This window comes from Nguyenibacter vanlangensis, from assembly GCF_038719015.1.
GTDB lineage: Bacteria > Pseudomonadota > Alphaproteobacteria > Acetobacterales > Acetobacteraceae > Gluconacetobacter > Gluconacetobacter vanlangensis.
This window is the reverse complement of the sequence record NZ_CP152276.1, coordinates 512,278-526,781: the sequence shown is the minus strand read 5'-3', so window position 1 is coordinate 526,781 and position 14,504 is coordinate 512,278. Positions and strand designations below refer to the sequence as shown.

The window sequence follows — 14,504 nt, the reverse complement described above, 5'->3', positions numbered from 1 at the left end:
AGCGATGTCCGAACAACAGGCTGGGGGACCGGAGCGCGAGGGCGCGGTTCCGACGCGCGGGCGCTTTCCGCTTTTGGATCGGGTTTCGTATCCGGCGGACCTGCGCAACCTGTCGATCGAGCAGTTGAGGCAGTTGGCGGAGGAATTGCGGGCCGAGACGGTGGACGCGGTATCGACGACGGGCGGGCATCTGGGTGCGTCGCTGGGCGTGGTCGAGCTGACGGTGGCGCTGCATGCGGTGTTCGACACGCCTGCCGACCGGATCGTCTGGGATGTCGGCCACCAGGCCTATCCTCACAAGATCCTGACCGGGCGTCGCGCGGCCATCCGCACCCTGCGCCAGCCGGGCGGCCTGTCGGGCTTCACCCGCCGCTCCGAGAGCGAATACGACCCGTTCGGCGCCGCCCATTCCTCGACCTCGATCTCCGCCGGGCTGGGCATGGCCGTGGCGCACCATCTGCGTGCCGCCCACGATCCCGCCTATCGCGAGCGCAATGTCGTCGCCGTGATCGGCGACGGCTCGATCTCGGCCGGCATGGCCTATGAGGCGATGAACAATGCCGCGGCCGCCGGGCCCGGCGCCTCGCGCCTGATCGTGGTGCTGAACGACAACGAGATGTCGATCGCCCCGCCGGTCGGCGCCATGTCCGCCTATCTGTCGCGGCTGATGTCCTCGCGCCAGTTCCTCGGCCTGCGCGACCTGGCCGGCAAGATGGTGCGCCGCCTGCCCGACCGGCTGGAACGCACCGCCAAGAAGGCCGAGGAATATGCCCGCGGCATGATCACCGGCGGCACGCTGTTCGAGGAGCTGGGCTTCTATTATGTCGGTCCGGTCGACGGCCACGACATGAGCCAGCTCGTGCCCATCCTGCGCAACCTGCGCGACGCCGACGACAAGGGCCCCATCCTGCTGCATGTCGTCACCGAGAAGGGCCGCGGCTATCGCCCGGCCGAGGCGGCGGGCGACAAATATCACGCCGTGGCGAAGTTCAACGTCGTCACCGGCGAGCAGAGCAAGGCCCCGCCGGGACCGCCCAGCTATACTGCGGTGTTCAGCCGCGAACTGGTGCGCTGCGCCCGGCAGGACGAACGGATCGTGGCCGTCACCGCCGCCATGCCGTCGGGCACCGGGCTGGACGCCTTCGCCCGCGCCTGCCCCGAGCGGTTCTTCGATGTCGGCATCGCCGAGCAGCATGCCGTGACCTTCGCCGCCGGCATGGCGACCGAGGGGCTGCGCCCGTTCTGCGCGATCTATTCCACCTTCCTGCAGCGCGCCTACGACCAGGTGATGCACGACGTGGTGCTGCAGAACCTGCCGGTGCGCTTCGCCATCGACCGCGCCGGCCTGGTCGGCGCCGACGGCGCCACCCACGCCGGGTCGTTCGACCTGAACTATCTGGGCTGCCTGCCGGGCATGACCATCATGGCCCCCAGCGACGAGCTGGAGCTGCTGCACATGACGGCCACCGCATGCGCCTTCGATGACGGGCCGATCGCGCTGCGCTATCCGCGCGGCAACGGGCTGGGCCTGGCCCTGCCCGAACAGGGCAGCGTGCTGGAAATCGGCCGCGGACGGATCATCCGCGAGATGGGCCGCCAGTCCGGGCGCGAAAAGGGCGGCATCGCCATCCTGTCGCTGGGCACCCGCCTGGCCGACGTGCTGAAGGCCGCCGACCTGCTGGCCGCCGGGGGCCTGCCGCCCACCGTCGCCGACGCGCGCTTCGCCAAGCCGCTGGACACCGCGCTGATCGACAACCTCGCCCGCAACCACGCCGTGCTGCTGACCGTCGAGGACGGCGCCGAGGGCGGATTCGGCGCCTTCGTCATGCACCATCTGGCCCGCAACGGACTGCTCGACACCGTCCGCGTCCGGCCCATGACACTCCCCGACCGCTTCATCGACCACAACACTCAGGACGCCCAATATCGCGAGGCAGGTCTCGACGCACAGGCCATCGCCGCATGCGCGCGAAACGCCCTGGGCGTTGCGACGTCGCAGCAGACGGCCTGATCGGCAAAGACGGGTCGATCGGCATGGCCAAGCGGCGGGTGGACCAAATGCTGGTTGATCGAGGATTGGTGGAAACCCGTAATCGGGCGCAGGCGCTGATTCTGGCCGGTGTCGTGTTTTCCGGCGACCGGCGGGTGGCCAAAGCCGGCGACCAGCTACCCGAGGACGCACCACTGCTGCTGAAAGGACAGGACTTTCCCTGGGTATCACGAGGTGGGATCAAGTTGGCCCATGCGCTGGCACGTTTCAGTCTGCCCGCGAAGGGAGCGATCTGCCTGGATATCGGCGCCTCAACCGGCGGCTTTACCGACGTATTGCTGACCCATGGAGCCACGCGTGTCTATGCGGTCGATGTCGGGCACGGACAGTTGGCCTGGAAGCTGCGCAGCGATCCGCGCGTGGTCGTGCTGGAAAAATGCAATGCCCGGGCGGTGGACCAGTCGATCGTTCCGGATCCGATCGATGCCTTGGTCTGTGATGCCAGCTTCATCGGCTTACGGACCGTCCTGCCGGCCGGATTAGCTCTCTGCCGGCCAGGTGCGTGGGCGGTGGCATTGATCAAACCCCAATTCGAGGCCGGACGCGAGGCGGTCGGGGCCAAGGGCGTGGTCCGAGATCCCGCTGTACATGAGGCTGTGTGCGCAACCATCCGACAATGGTGGTCTGCCCTGCCCGGCTGGACGGTACTGGGGATCGAGCCCAGCCCGATTACCGGACCGGAAGGTAATCGGGAATTCCTGATCGCTGCGCGCCTGGATACGACTGAGCGCCCCTCCTGATCCCTCTGATTCCTTCGATTCCACGACGAAGCTAAAGTTCCCCTTTTGTCGTGGAAATGTGGTAGGGAGCTCGGTTTCTGCACAGAACCTGCCGGCAGTGACGTCGGCATGCCAACCGGATGATAGCCAGGCCATGACCGCCGTTACCGCCCCGATGATCGAGCCCGCTGCCGAAACCGGCTTGGCCGCGTCACTTACGGATATCGAGCGCAGGCGGATTCTGGCGAAATCGGCACTGTTCGCGCCGCCGACCGGCCGGTTGCCGGATGGGCGGCGCGACCTGGTCGGACTGTCGCGCGAGGAAATGGGCCAGGCCCTGGCCGAGATCGGTGAGAAGCCATTCCGCACCAAGCAACTCTGGCACTGGATCTATCACCAGGGGGTGACAGATTTCGAGCGGATGAGTTCGATCGCCCGGCCGCTGCAGGCCAAGCTGGCCGAAAGGTTCGTCATAGGCCGGCCGGAGGCCACGACCGTGCAGACCTCGACCGATGAAACTCGCAAATTCCTGTTCCGCTTTCGCGATGGTCAGGAAGCCGAGACAGTCTATATTCCTGACCGGCGCGAGGATCGCGGCGCGGTCTGCATTTCATCGCAAGTCGGCTGCACCCTGTCCTGCACCTTCTGCCACACGGGGACACAGCGCCTGGTCCGCAACCTGGGTGCCGCGGAGATTGTCGGACAGTTCATGGCAGCGCGGGACAGCTATGGCGAGTGGCCCAGTCCGAAGGGCGAGACGCCGCGCCTGCTGTCGACCATCGTGCTGATGGGCATGGGCGAGCCTCTGTATAATTATGGAAACGTCGCCAAGGCCATGAAGATCATCATGGATGGCGAGGGAATTGCGCTGTCGCGCCGGCGTATCACGTTGTCGACCTCAGGCGTGGTACCGATGATGGACCAGTGCGGCGCCGAGCTGGGGATCAATCTGGCGATCTCGCTGCATGCCGTGCGCAATGATCTGCGTGACGAGATCGTGCCACTGAACCGCAAATATCCGATCGAGGAACTGCTCGCCGCCTGCCGCCGCTATCCGGCGGCGAGCAACGCACGGCGGATTACATTCGAATATATCATGCTGCGCGGCATCAACGACAGCGAAGCCGACGCCCGCGAATTGGTGCGGCTGATTGCCGACATTCCTGCGAAAGTCAACCTGATCCCGTTCAATCCATGGCCTGGCAGCGTGTACAAACCCTCGACACGTGAACAACTGGCGAAATTCGCCCAGATCGTGATGGATGCGGGTTTTGCCTCCCCCATCCGGATGCCACGCGGTCGCGACATTCTGGCGGCATGCGGCCAGTTGCGGACAGAAAGCCAACGTGAACGACGCAGCCAGATCGCCTGAGGGAGCCGATATGCGGCGGCGGCGGTCAGGACCCGGAATTCCAGCATGCGTGCTGGCACAGCTCGTCATCCGATGCTAGGACGCCAAGATGGGATGTGGGTCGCGCCGCATCATACACAAGCCTAGACGACAGGAGCGTTTCCCCTATGGCCGCAAAGGACGTCAAGAAGGTCGTTCTCGCCTATTCCGGCGGGCTCGATACGTCCGTGATCCTCCGCTGGTTGCAGACCACTTATGGGTGTGAGGTCGTGACCTTTACGGCGGACCTGGGCCAGGGCGAGGAACTGGAGCCTGCCCGCAAGAAGGCCGAGATGTTTGGCGTGAAAGAGATCTTCGTCGAGGATCTACGCGAGACCTTCGTGAAGGATTTCGTCTTTCCGATGTTTCGCGCCAATACGCTGTATGAAGGCCAATACCTGCTGGGCACTTCGATCGCCCGACCGCTGATCGCGCAGCGCCAGATCGAAATCGCCGAGGCGGTCGGTGCCGACGCCGTGGCCCATGGCGCCACAGGAAAGGGCAACGACCAGGTACGTTTCGAACTGAGCTATTATGCGCTGAAGCCCGACGTGACGGTGATCGCGCCCTGGCGCGAGTGGGACCTGACGTCACGCACCAAGCTTCTGGCCTTTGCGGAGCAGCACCAGATCCCCATCTCCAGGGACAAGCGCGGCGAGGCTCCATTCTCGGTCGACGCCAATTTGCTGCACTCGTCGTCGGAAGGGAAAATCCTGGAAGATCCCGCGGTGGCACCGGATGAAATCGTGTTCCAGAGGACGATCTCGCCTGAAGCCGCACCGGATGTCGCAACCGAAATCGCGATCGACTTCGTCTCGGGCGACCCGGTGGCGTTGAACGGTGTCACCATGTCGCCCGCCAGCCTGCTGACGCGCCTGAACGAATTGGGCAAGACGAACGGGATCGGACGACTGGACCTGGTGGAGAACCGCTTTGTCGGCATGAAATCGCGCGGGATCTATGAAACACCGGGCGGTACCATTCTGCTGGTCGCCCACCGCAACATGGAAAGCATCACGCTGGATCGCGAAGCCGGACATCTGAAAGACAGCCTGATGCCCCGGTATGCCGAATTGATCTATAATGGATTTTGGTTCTCACCCGAACGGCGGATGCTGCAAGCCCTGATCGATGAAAGCCAACATTCGGTGACCGGCCGGGTCCGCCTGAAGCTGTACAAGGGCAATGTGATCTGCGTCGGTCGTGAAAGCCCCAATAGCTTGTACGATACCCGGGTGGTGACGTTCGAGGATGATGAAGGCGCCTATAATCAGGCCGATGCCCAGGGTTTCATCAAGCTGAATGCACTGCGGCTGCGGCTGGGAGCACAAATCGGGCGGCGCGGCGGCGCGCTGTAAGCCCGCCAGCACGCGCCCCAGCGCGGCCCGACTCTGAGATCGTTCAGATTTCAAACTCGTTTCAAACTTGCAGAAAGCCATATAAAACAACGCTTTAATCACCTTTCACCCTCCGGGATTCGCTGCGAATTCCGGAGGTAGGATAGTGACCTTCGATCTTTTCAGCACTCGTGACCGAGGTGTTATGAAACGTCTGTCCCGCTTCATTCCCGCCGTTCTCGCGTCGGCGCTGCTGCTTCCTCTGACCGGCTGTGGCGGCGCAGCCAAAGAAGATGAACCCGAACTGACGCCTGCGCAGTTCATGGCGAAGGTCCGGGCGGAACCCGGCGTGAAGACGCTGCCGGACGGACTGGCCTATAAAGTACTGGAATCGGGCCCGAAGGATGGGGAAAGCCCTGCCGTCGGCGACATGATGATGGTCATCTATGAAGGCAGGCTGCCGGACGGGGGTATTTTCGATAGCTCGGACCAGCACGGCCACGGCGCCTATATGCAAATGCCGCTGGACGGGGTGATCAAAGGCTGGATGGAAGCGTTGCCGATGATGCATGTCGGCGACACCTGGATGCTCTATGTCCCGCCGGAACTGGGGTATGGACATCGGTCGATGGGTATCATCCCTGCCGATAGTCCGCTGGTTTTCAGGATTCAGTTGCTGGGCGTCTCCAAGGGGGGGCAGCAGGGATAATGCGAGCCATGTCCGACTGGCCAACTGGACCAATCGCGCCGTACAATCTCTCCAGGGGTGGTGCGGCCTGATATCTGTCGGCAGCGGGAAGACATTTCCTTCCTGTCTCTCGACCTGTGAGCGTTGCCGGCGGGCATAATCATATCGTGCCCGTGTTCTCGATCGTCGGCGCGGCGGTCATTGAATCGACCTCATCCCCCGCCGCAAGCGGCTCCGATATGATGTGTGCTTGACCTGATGGGGGCGAACGCCTGAAAAGAACGCTCATGCAACGCATTTTTTCCGGCATTCAGCCGAGCGGAATTCCGCATCTTGGCAATTATCTGGGTGCAATCCGCAACTGGATCGCGCTGCAGCGCGATCACGAGTGCATTTTTTGCCTTGTGGACCTGCATGCAATTACGGTGTGGCAGGACCCGGTGGCGCTGCGGCAGCAGACTCTGGGCCAGACGGCTGTGCTGCTGGCCTCGGGGATCGATCCGAAAGCCCATATCCTGTTCAATCAATCGGCCGTGTCCGCGCATGCCCGGCTGGCCTGGATTTTCAACTGTGTCTCCCGACTGGGCTGGCTGAATCGGATGACGCAGTTCAAGGACAAGGCGGGGAAGGACCGCGAGAACCATTCTGCGGGCCTGTATGTCTATCCCAACCTGATGGCTGCCGATATTCTGGCCTATAAGGCCACACGTGTTCCGGTCGGTGACGACCAGCGCCAGCATCTGGAACTGGCCAATGATATCGCACAGAAATTCAACCATGATTATGGGACGGATTTCTTTCCCGAGATCGAGGCCATCATTCCCTCCGGAGCGGCCCGGGTCATGAGCCTGCGCGACGGCACCAAAAAAATGTCAAAATCCGATCCCTCGGCGCAGAGTCGGATCGACATGACGGACGACGCGGACGCGATCGCGTTGAAGATCCGCCGGGCCAAGACGGATTCCGAACCGCTGCCGACCGAGATCGAAGGCTTGCACACTCGTCCGGAGGCCCGGAACCTGGTTGAAATCTATGCCACCCTGGCCGACATGAGTGTGACTGATGTGCTGGCACGTCATGGCGGGGAGGGTTTTGGCCCGTTCAAGGCCGCGCTGACCGAGATTCTGGTCGAGACGGTCTGTTCGATCGGCGTCGAGACGAAACGCCTGCTGGATGCCCCGGATTACCTTCTGTCCGTTCTGCGCGACGGTGCGGCGCGGGCCAATGCCATTGCCGAACCGATCGTCAGCGAAGCCGAACATATTGTCGGTTTCGTAAAATAGGAGCTACCCATGCGCCAGGCTCTGCATCGTCTGAGCATCGCCACGCACGGCAAGGGTCTGGTGATGTTCACCCAGGCGGTCCGCCAGTGGGTCGCGGATACCGGCATGGAAAACGGCCTGCTGACGATCTGGTGCCGGCACACGTCTGCGTCGCTGACGGTGCAGGAGAATGCGGATCCGACGGTTCTGGAGGACATCAAGCGGTATTTCGAGGCGCTGGTTCCGGAATCGCCTGGGCGCTATATCCACGACGATGAAGGGCCCGACGACATGCCGGCCCATTTGCGCACCATGTTGACACAAACCCAGCTTTCGATCCCGGTGGCCGATGGACGGCTGGTGCTGGGAACGTGGCAGGGGCTCTATTTGTTTGAGCACCGGCGCCATCCCCACCGGCGCGAGATCGTGCTACATCTCATTGGCGAATAAAGGCATGTCAGCCTTTGGGAGCCCAAGCGGGGATTTGGAAACGTGCCGGGCAATTGTCCTGTAACTGCGGAGAACGCATGAAGGATTCCGGCCGGGGAAAATCCGTCAGATTTTGACGGCGGATCGTGAACCATAGCTGAGTCAGGACAATCACCCCATTGGGGTCGGTTTGACACTGCAACTGCAAGGCCCGATCGATATCGACGTGAAAACTGTCGCGGAAGACGCCCAGAAGCGCGGCATGTGTTACAGTCTGGCCGGCCTGAGCGCGGAGATAAACACCAAATGACGTATCCGCGAGCCGAGCCCGCATGACCAAGGCCGTGTGAAAGAAATTTTCAGCCGGCATTCCAAAGCATTGCACATGCTTACGATATTCGTGCGCCACCAGGTCATCGCGCAGATGTGCGACTGTCTGTGCCAATGCCCGTCGGGTCGTATCACTGATGCGAACAGGCACATAATGATCCTGGCCGCCATAAATATCGCAGCCGACCGCCCACCAGCGCTGCGGGGGAACGTCCGCATCCACAAGATCCTGCGGGCGCGAGGCCCAGAGGCCATGCAGGCCGATCAATGGCTTATGGGGTTGGTCCGCCAGGCATCCGGCGCCACGGGCGCAGAAGCCCGGCTGCCACGTCAGGGCCAACGTATAATGTCCGAAATCGCCGTGCATGGCAGGGTGTAGGGCAATACCCTCGCTGCCCTCCGGTATGGGTGTTCGGGCACAACCGGCCAGCCCCAGGATGAGTAATCCCCCCACCAGCACCCTGGTGGCGCGCCGGATCATCCGAGCAAGGACATGGGCGATCGGTGTGGGCGCTTCTCCACATGCACAATCGGGCGGGAACAAGGCAACCTGCGAGAGGTGGCTGTAGGAGCCGATCGTGCCGTCACAGCAACGACGTTCGGACCGGATGCTGACCGTCACGGACTCAGAACTCGGCCACAGTGCGGATGCTCTCGCCCCGCCTCGTCAAGATCGCAGCTCTCATTGATCCGCTCCAGCGGCAGCTAGGGAGTGACAAGGTCGTCAATATTAACCCGGCCATCCATACACCAGTCCACGATTATAGGCACATCGCTCTGTGTGCCGTCGGGCATCAACTCCCTGCCCTGCATCGCGTGGACTGCCCGCCACGTCCACGGTCGACGCTTTCCTGATCTGTTCCATCGATAAATCTTTACCCATCAAGGATCCGGGGGCGAATGAGTTCAATCTCCGCCGGAGCGGTTTCCATCCCACGACAGAAGATGTCGGGATCATCACAAAATTCATCCGGTTCGTCAGGCCATTGTCTTTCCTGCGCCGTCATGCGAGCCACGGTGTCGTGACGCGTCGATCGGGTCGCGCGTCATCAATCCGTGCAGAGGAGGCAATGAACCGCGATGATAGTGGACCGAAGGATCGGCCTGTTCATTCTGATGCGGGAAAGCCTGCTGTCACTGGCCGTTCTGGCCGCATGGGACGTGTTCGTGGTCGTCATGTTCCAGGTCTTTCATCAGGATTGGATGGAGCAGCCTACCCTGCCGATCTCATTGATCGGGTCGGCGCTTGTCCTGTTCCTGAGCGTGCGGAACACGGCCGCCTATAATCGTTGGTGGGAGGCGCGGACATTATGGGGCGCGGTTACCAATAATTGCCGGTCTTTCGGCAGGCAGGCCGGCACGCTGCTGGGCGGCCGTCCGGATCTGGCCCGGGCGATGGCGGCCTACCCTTATGCATTGCGCGGCGCGCTGGGGCGGCTGGACAGCTCGGAAGATGTCGGGAGGCTATTGCCGCGCGCCATGCGCCAGGCAATCAGCGGCTGGACGAACCAGCCGAACGCCATCCTGTATCAGATCGGCCTGGCGGTGAATGAGGAAGTCGCCCGGCAGAGCATCGATGGCGCGGTACACGGGCAGATAGACCGGATATTATCCGACCTGGCAAACGCCCAGGGTGGGCTGGAGCGGATTCGCAATACGCCATTGGCCATCCAATTTTCTCTGATCCCGCGGCTGGTTACCAACGTGTTCTGCGTCGTGCTGCCGTTGTCCATGGTGCAGACATTGGGTTGGATCACGCCGCTGGGATCATCTCTGGTGGGGTTGCTGTTCGTGGCGCTGGACAAGATCGGAAACGATCTGCAGAATCCGTTCGTACGGTCGCCACATGCGCTGCCGATGCTGACGATGGCGCGCACGATCGAGATCGACCTGTTGCAGCCGGATGGGCAGCCGGTGGGCGGCCCGATTCCACCGGTGCGTGGCGTTCAAGGCTGAGATTTTCGCGCATCAAGACAGAATATGAAAAATGTGGTATACGGAACCGCATGAGCATGTTCAGAACGACCCCCAAAGGCGGCGTGACCGATGCAATGGCCCGTACCGCCGCCGCCGCAACTGCCGCGCAGGCCAAGACCAAGGTCAAGGACGAAGATCCGTTCCGTGAAGGCGACGCGATCGTCTATGCTGCCCATGGTGTTGGACGCGTGGACAGGATCGGTGTTGACGAGATCGCGGGTACCAAGCTGGAAATGATCCAGATTTCATTTCCCGGCAATCAGATGACCTTGCGCATTCCGCTGGCGAAAGCTCGTAAGGCGGGATTGCGCAAAATCGTTTCGCGCGAGATCGTTGACAAGGCTATGGCCATCATTAAGGGCAAACCGCATGTCAGCCGTGGCATGTGGGCACGCCGTGCCGTGGCCTATCAGGAAAAGATCAATTCCGGCGACCTTGTGCAGATCGCCGAGGTGCTGCGCGACCTGCGTCGGAACGTCGACAGTCTGGATGGGAGCTTCAGCGAGCGCAAGCTGTTCGAAGCGGCGCAGGAGCGTTTCGTAGCCGAAGTCGCGGTGCTGGAAGGTAAGGAACCGGCCGCGGTGCTGGAGGCCCTGACGTCGGCAATGAAATCGGCCTGATCGTTCTGGGGACGACCAGCACGACGACACGAAGCTCCGGCGGTTACCCGCCGGAGTTTTTTTATGTCTGTTCGATCATGGCAGCCGGTGGCGGAAAGAGCACGTCGTAAGCCCAGGTGAACATAAAATTATAAACCAGGTAGAATAGGGTGAGACCGATATTGGCCAGGAAGGCGGCCGGTAGTCCCCGCCCCAGACAGAACGCGATCGGCGGAACCAGGAGGGCGATCAATCCGACCTGGTAGAGCACGGCATGAATAACGCGGTCAGCCAGGCTTTTTCGTGCCGTTCCCTTTATTCGCAGCATTATGTAATCGAACAGCCAACTGAAGAGACAGTTCCAGCTTACGGCCACAATGGTGGAACCAAGGCCGATCATGCCCATGTCGAACATGGTGATTCCCAGCAGCAGTCGGCCGCCCGGAACGACAAGCGCGAGCCCCAATATTTCGTACAGGAGCGTATAGCGGATCCGATCGGCCATCGTGCGCATGATCAGCGTGCAGCAGACTCGGACGATTCAGCGGAGGCCGAGGTGCCACGCCGCCAGCGTCGCGTAGCCAGGCGCCAGGACAGGCGCAACCCGCCCCACTGCTGTGCCAGCCACCCCCCATTGACCAGGGCCGCTTCGGCCTTCGGGTCGCCGGTTTCGACTACATGGCGAGAGAAATTGGCGGTGCCCAGCATCATGTCCCACCAGGGGAAGACCGCCCCGTAATTGCATGAATCTCGGCCTGCCGAGCGTGTGCCATGATGTACGCGATGAAATTGCGGCGATATCAGCAACCTTTCGCCCAACCAGCCGAACCCAACCCGGGTATTGGCATGCGACAGGCTTTCGACCAAGCGCAACAAGAGGATCAGCAAGGGGAATTGTAGTGGAGGCACCCCTATCAGCAGCCCAACCGCAATTGCCCAAGCATAAGAGATGACGTCATCAAGGAGGTGATTGCGATCGTCGGACCAGAAGGTCATGTGCGTCTGGGCATGGTGCAGAGCATGCAACCCGTACCACCAGGCAAAGACATGCGACAGACGATGTCGCCAGTAATCGGCGAAATCGAGGATCACCGCGTAGAGGAAGAACGTGGCGACCGGCCAGTCCATCAAGGAGGGAAACAACGATTCCAAAGTGGGTGGAATATAACCGTGATCAGTCAGAAATCCATTCAACCAGGTCTGGATTTCATAAAATCCGAAGAACGTGACCAGCGGAAACAGACCGATCCGCGCAATGACGGTATAGACAATATCCATTGTTACATTGTCGCGGTTTTCCCATCTATGCAGCGGCCAGATGCGTTCGAGGGGCACGCAGATCACCAAGTTCAGGATCACTTGCAACACGCCGTAAATCGCGAACATGGCCCAGAGGAAGGACGTATCTTCCCATTCCATCCAACCGAAATGGTAGAGAATAGGGATCAGCCAATTCTCCTGGATCCAGCCGGCGAGCCATGTGAACGGGTCGATCATGCCATCGGTCCTGTCATCGTACGTGTCATGACGCACAATCTATCGCATCATGGCTGGAAGGTTCCACCCGCCGCGATCAGAACCCGCGGCCACATGCGACGTTGGAGACATGATGGTTTTTGCGCGTTCCTTCTGCCCAGCCAGAGGCGGAGGCACGATCCGATGGATATAGCCCCTATTCTGCTTGTCGAGGACGATTTCCTGATTCGCGCGACCCTCGCAGCATATCTTCGTGAACGAGGTGGCTTCACGATAGTCGAGGCTGACGATGCGACGGAAGCATTGGCGGTCATTGAGGCGTACCCCCGATTATCGATCCTGGTGACCGATATACAGATCCCGGGCATGCTCAATGGGGTGGGCGTTGCGGCTGCGGCCCGCAGGAAATGGCCGGATTTGCCGGTGCTCTACGTGACCGGCGCCTGGCCACGCGATGGGGAATCGACGGGCGGGGACAAGCGCGATAGCTATGTCGAGAAGCCTTTCGAAGTCTCCGCAATCCTGAGGCGGATCCGCACCATGCTACACGGGGCCGACAACCCGGATTTCTTAACCTGATGACCCTTTCCCACACGCTACCCGCCACGCCAAATGCTGTCCTGCGTCAGGCACTGGAACTCATCAGGGCCGGACGATTTGCCGAGGCACGTAGCCTGCTGGAGAGATTGGCGGAGCGGTGTGACGAGAGGGCGGACCTGCTGATGGCCTACGCCCTGGCAGGCAGCCATGAACCCGTCGCTGCGGCCAACTTGTTCTGCGTTCTGGCCGACCGCCACCCGCAGGCTGTTCACCCAGCGTATGAACTGATCGAAATGCTAGCGGCCTGCAAGCGTCGCGCGGACGCCGAGCCGGTCTTGCGGGAGGTCGTGCGGCGCACGCCTCACGATGGTCGGGCCCTAGAGGCGCTGGGTGAACTGCTGATCCAGTTGGGACGGCTTGATGATGCCGCAGCCTGGCTGCAGAAAGCCGTCGCGCTGCGCCCGGACAATATCACGGCACGAAACCTGATGGCGGCGTGCCTGTCGGAGCAGGGACGACTGGCCGAAGCCGACGCCATTTTCCGCGCCATTCTGGCGGAATATCCGAATGATGCACGCACCCTCGCCAACCGGGGCGCGCTGCTGTCGACGGAGAATGCTGCCGATCTGGCACTGGCGCATTATCGCCAGGCAATTGCGTTGAATCCGCACGACGCCCGTGTAAGGCTGAATCATTCGATCGCGCTGTTGAAAGACGGTCAGTACGCGCCAGGCTGGCACGAACATGAATGGCGTTTTCGCCTGCCTGGACGGAGCGCCCCTCGAGCCGCGACGCTCATGAGGTCGCTGACGCCGGATCTGAACCTGCGGGGCAAACGGATCCTGGTGACGCACGAACAGGGTCTGGGCGATACACTGATGTATCTGCGCTACCTGCCGCCGTTGGCACGACGTGGAGCACAATTGATCATATCGGTGCCCGAGACACTGGCCGGGCTGGTACGGCGCATTCCCGGCGTGCATCATGTGATCTGCAATACGCAGCCGATACCGCCGCATGACTGGCATTGCCCATTCATCAGTCTGCCCCGGGTATTTGCGGCAACCGAGACACCGATGGGGGATCTCGCCCCCTATCTGACCGCGGACCCGAACCGCATCCGGCATTGGCGGTCTTATCTACCATCCAATGGCCGGCTGAATATAGGACTGGTCTGGGCCGGCGCACAGCGACCCGACATCGCGGAGGCACAGATCGTCGATCGGAAGCGGTCCGTCAGACTGGATACCCTGGCACCGCTGGGACGGGTGCCGGGCATCAATCTAGTCAGCCTGCAGGCGGGCCCGTCTGCGCGCGAGATGACTGACATGCCGGAGGGGATGCGCCTGTATGACCCGATGGATGCGGTCCGGGATATGCATGATACCGCGGCGCTAATCGCTTCGCTGGACGCGGTCGTGTCGGTTGATACCGCTGTGGTCCATCTGGCGGGCGCGATTGGACGGCCGGTCATCATGATGGATCGCTACGACAATTGCTGGCGATGGCTGTCCAAGCGTGAGGACAGCCCATGGTATCCCACGCTGCGCATCGTGCGGCAGACTCGGCCGCGCGTTTGGTCCGATGTCGTGGAACGCGTATCCGCGATCCTGGGCGACATGGCAACCCAAGTGGCCACCTGACTCAGGCTATATCCAAAACACGGCCTCGAACCCACCCAGAGACGACCCGACCTCACGGGTCGGC

Annotated in this window: 14 protein-coding genes; 11 read left to right on the top strand and 3 right to left on the bottom strand. The window is 61.7% G+C overall.

The features are described from left to right. Window positions 1-4 precede the first annotated feature (4 nt). From dxs to AAC691_RS02415, 7 genes are all read left to right on the top strand, one after another. Window positions 5-2,011: a 1-deoxy-D-xylulose-5-phosphate synthase gene (gene dxs / locus AAC691_RS02445; protein WP_342628827.1), complete on the top strand. Its 2,007-nt coding sequence runs from the start codon at window positions 5-7 to the stop codon at window positions 2,009-2,011. 23 nt (window positions 2,012-2,034) lie between these two features. Next, window positions 2,035-2,790, top strand: a complete 756-nt coding sequence (locus AAC691_RS02440) for a TlyA family RNA methyltransferase (RefSeq protein ID WP_342630119.1) — start codon at window positions 2,035-2,037, stop codon at window positions 2,788-2,790. 133 nt (window positions 2,791-2,923) lie between these two features. Further along, a complete protein-coding gene (rlmN, locus tag AAC691_RS02435; protein WP_408906047.1) occupies window positions 2,924-4,141 on the top strand; it encodes a 23S rRNA (adenine(2503)-C(2))-methyltransferase RlmN in 1,218 nt (405 codons plus the stop codon). A 146-nt stretch (window positions 4,142-4,287) separates the two neighbouring features. Further along, window positions 4,288-5,517: an argininosuccinate synthase gene (locus AAC691_RS02430; RefSeq protein ID WP_342628826.1), complete on the top strand. Its 1,230-nt coding sequence runs from the start codon at window positions 4,288-4,290 to the stop codon at window positions 5,515-5,517. A 184-nt stretch (window positions 5,518-5,701) separates the two neighbouring features. Further along, window positions 5,702-6,205, top strand: coding sequence for an FKBP-type peptidyl-prolyl cis-trans isomerase (locus AAC691_RS02425; RefSeq protein WP_176639031.1), 504 nt, complete (start codon window positions 5,702-5,704; stop codon window positions 6,203-6,205). 266 nt (window positions 6,206-6,471) lie between these two features. Then, on the top strand, window positions 6,472-7,467 hold the full coding sequence (trpS, locus tag AAC691_RS02420) for a tryptophan--tRNA ligase (protein WP_342628825.1): 996 nt from the start codon (window positions 6,472-6,474) through the stop codon (window positions 7,465-7,467). A gap of 9 nt (window positions 7,468-7,476) precedes the next feature. Further along, a complete protein-coding gene (locus tag AAC691_RS02415) occupies window positions 7,477-7,896 on the top strand; it encodes a secondary thiamine-phosphate synthase enzyme YjbQ (protein ID WP_342628824.1) in 420 nt (139 codons plus the stop codon). A 7-nt stretch (window positions 7,897-7,903) separates the two neighbouring features. Here AAC691_RS02415 and AAC691_RS02410 read toward each other — a convergent pair whose 3' ends face one another. After that, window positions 7,904-8,827 (bottom strand): ribonuclease T2 family protein, encoded by a 924-nt coding sequence (locus AAC691_RS02410; RefSeq protein ID WP_342628823.1) that lies wholly within the window; start codon window positions 8,825-8,827, stop codon window positions 7,904-7,906. 458 nt (window positions 8,828-9,285) lie between these two features. Between AAC691_RS02410 and AAC691_RS02405 the strand changes: the two genes are divergently transcribed. Next, a complete protein-coding gene (locus AAC691_RS02405) occupies window positions 9,286-10,161 on the top strand; it encodes a bestrophin family ion channel (RefSeq protein WP_342628822.1) in 876 nt (291 codons plus the stop codon). A gap of 50 nt (window positions 10,162-10,211) precedes the next feature. Continuing rightward, window positions 10,212-10,802 (top strand): CarD family transcriptional regulator, encoded by a 591-nt coding sequence (locus AAC691_RS02400; RefSeq protein ID WP_176639024.1) that lies wholly within the window; start codon window positions 10,212-10,214, stop codon window positions 10,800-10,802. A 61-nt stretch (window positions 10,803-10,863) separates the two neighbouring features. Here the strand turns inward: AAC691_RS02400 and AAC691_RS02395 are convergent, their stop codons facing one another. Together AAC691_RS02395 and AAC691_RS02390 are read right to left on the bottom strand one after the other, a co-directional pair. Beyond that, the gene (locus tag AAC691_RS02395; RefSeq protein ID WP_342628821.1) at window positions 10,864-11,295 is read right to left on the bottom strand and encodes a PACE efflux transporter; all 432 of its coding nucleotides are present in this window, start codon (window positions 11,293-11,295) and stop codon (window positions 10,864-10,866) included. 2 nt (window positions 11,296-11,297) lie between these two features. Continuing rightward, window positions 11,298-12,278, bottom strand: coding sequence for a sterol desaturase family protein (locus tag AAC691_RS02390; RefSeq protein ID WP_342628820.1), 981 nt, complete (start codon window positions 12,276-12,278; stop codon window positions 11,298-11,300). Window positions 12,279-12,440: 162 nt separating this feature from the next. On the opposite strand from AAC691_RS02390, the gene AAC691_RS02385 reads away from it, so the two are divergent. Next, window positions 12,441-12,836, top strand: coding sequence for a response regulator (locus AAC691_RS02385; RefSeq protein ID WP_246285350.1), 396 nt, complete (start codon window positions 12,441-12,443; stop codon window positions 12,834-12,836). Further along, a complete protein-coding gene (locus tag AAC691_RS02380; RefSeq protein WP_342628819.1) occupies window positions 12,836-14,440 on the top strand; it encodes a tetratricopeptide repeat protein in 1,605 nt (534 codons plus the stop codon). Before AAC691_RS02385 ends, AAC691_RS02380 begins: the two co-directional genes overlap by 1 nt. Window positions 14,441-14,504: the final 64 nt, after the last annotated feature.

Bases quoted from the DNA above. Each gene is read 5' to 3' on its own strand.
- dxs (WP_342628827.1), top strand. From the start codon at position 5: ATGTCCGAACAACAGGCTGGGGGACCGGAGCGCGAGGGCGCGGTTCCG.
- AAC691_RS02440 (WP_342630119.1), top strand. From the start codon at position 2,035: ATGGCCAAGCGGCGGGTGGACCAAATGCTGGTTGATCGAGGATTGGTG.
- rlmN (WP_408906047.1), top strand. From the start codon at position 2,924: ATGACCGCCGTTACCGCCCCGATGATCGAGCCCGCTGCCGAAACCGGC.
- AAC691_RS02430 (WP_342628826.1), top strand. From the start codon at position 4,288: ATGGCCGCAAAGGACGTCAAGAAGGTCGTTCTCGCCTATTCCGGCGGG.
- AAC691_RS02425 (WP_176639031.1), top strand. From the start codon at position 5,702: ATGAAACGTCTGTCCCGCTTCATTCCCGCCGTTCTCGCGTCGGCGCTG.
- trpS (WP_342628825.1), top strand. From the start codon at position 6,472: ATGCAACGCATTTTTTCCGGCATTCAGCCGAGCGGAATTCCGCATCTT.
- AAC691_RS02415 (WP_342628824.1), top strand. From the start codon at position 7,477: ATGCGCCAGGCTCTGCATCGTCTGAGCATCGCCACGCACGGCAAGGGT.
- AAC691_RS02405 (WP_342628822.1), top strand. From the start codon at position 9,286: ATGATAGTGGACCGAAGGATCGGCCTGTTCATTCTGATGCGGGAAAGC.
- AAC691_RS02400 (WP_176639024.1), top strand. From the start codon at position 10,212: ATGAGCATGTTCAGAACGACCCCCAAAGGCGGCGTGACCGATGCAATG.
- AAC691_RS02395 (WP_342628821.1), bottom strand. From the start codon at position 11,295: ATGCGCACGATGGCCGATCGGATCCGCTATACGCTCCTGTACGAAATA.
- AAC691_RS02390 (WP_342628820.1), bottom strand. From the start codon at position 12,278: ATGATCGACCCGTTCACATGGCTCGCCGGCTGGATCCAGGAGAATTGG.
- AAC691_RS02385 (WP_246285350.1), top strand. From the start codon at position 12,441: ATGGATATAGCCCCTATTCTGCTTGTCGAGGACGATTTCCTGATTCGC.
- AAC691_RS02380 (WP_342628819.1), top strand. From the start codon at position 12,836: ATGACCCTTTCCCACACGCTACCCGCCACGCCAAATGCTGTCCTGCGT.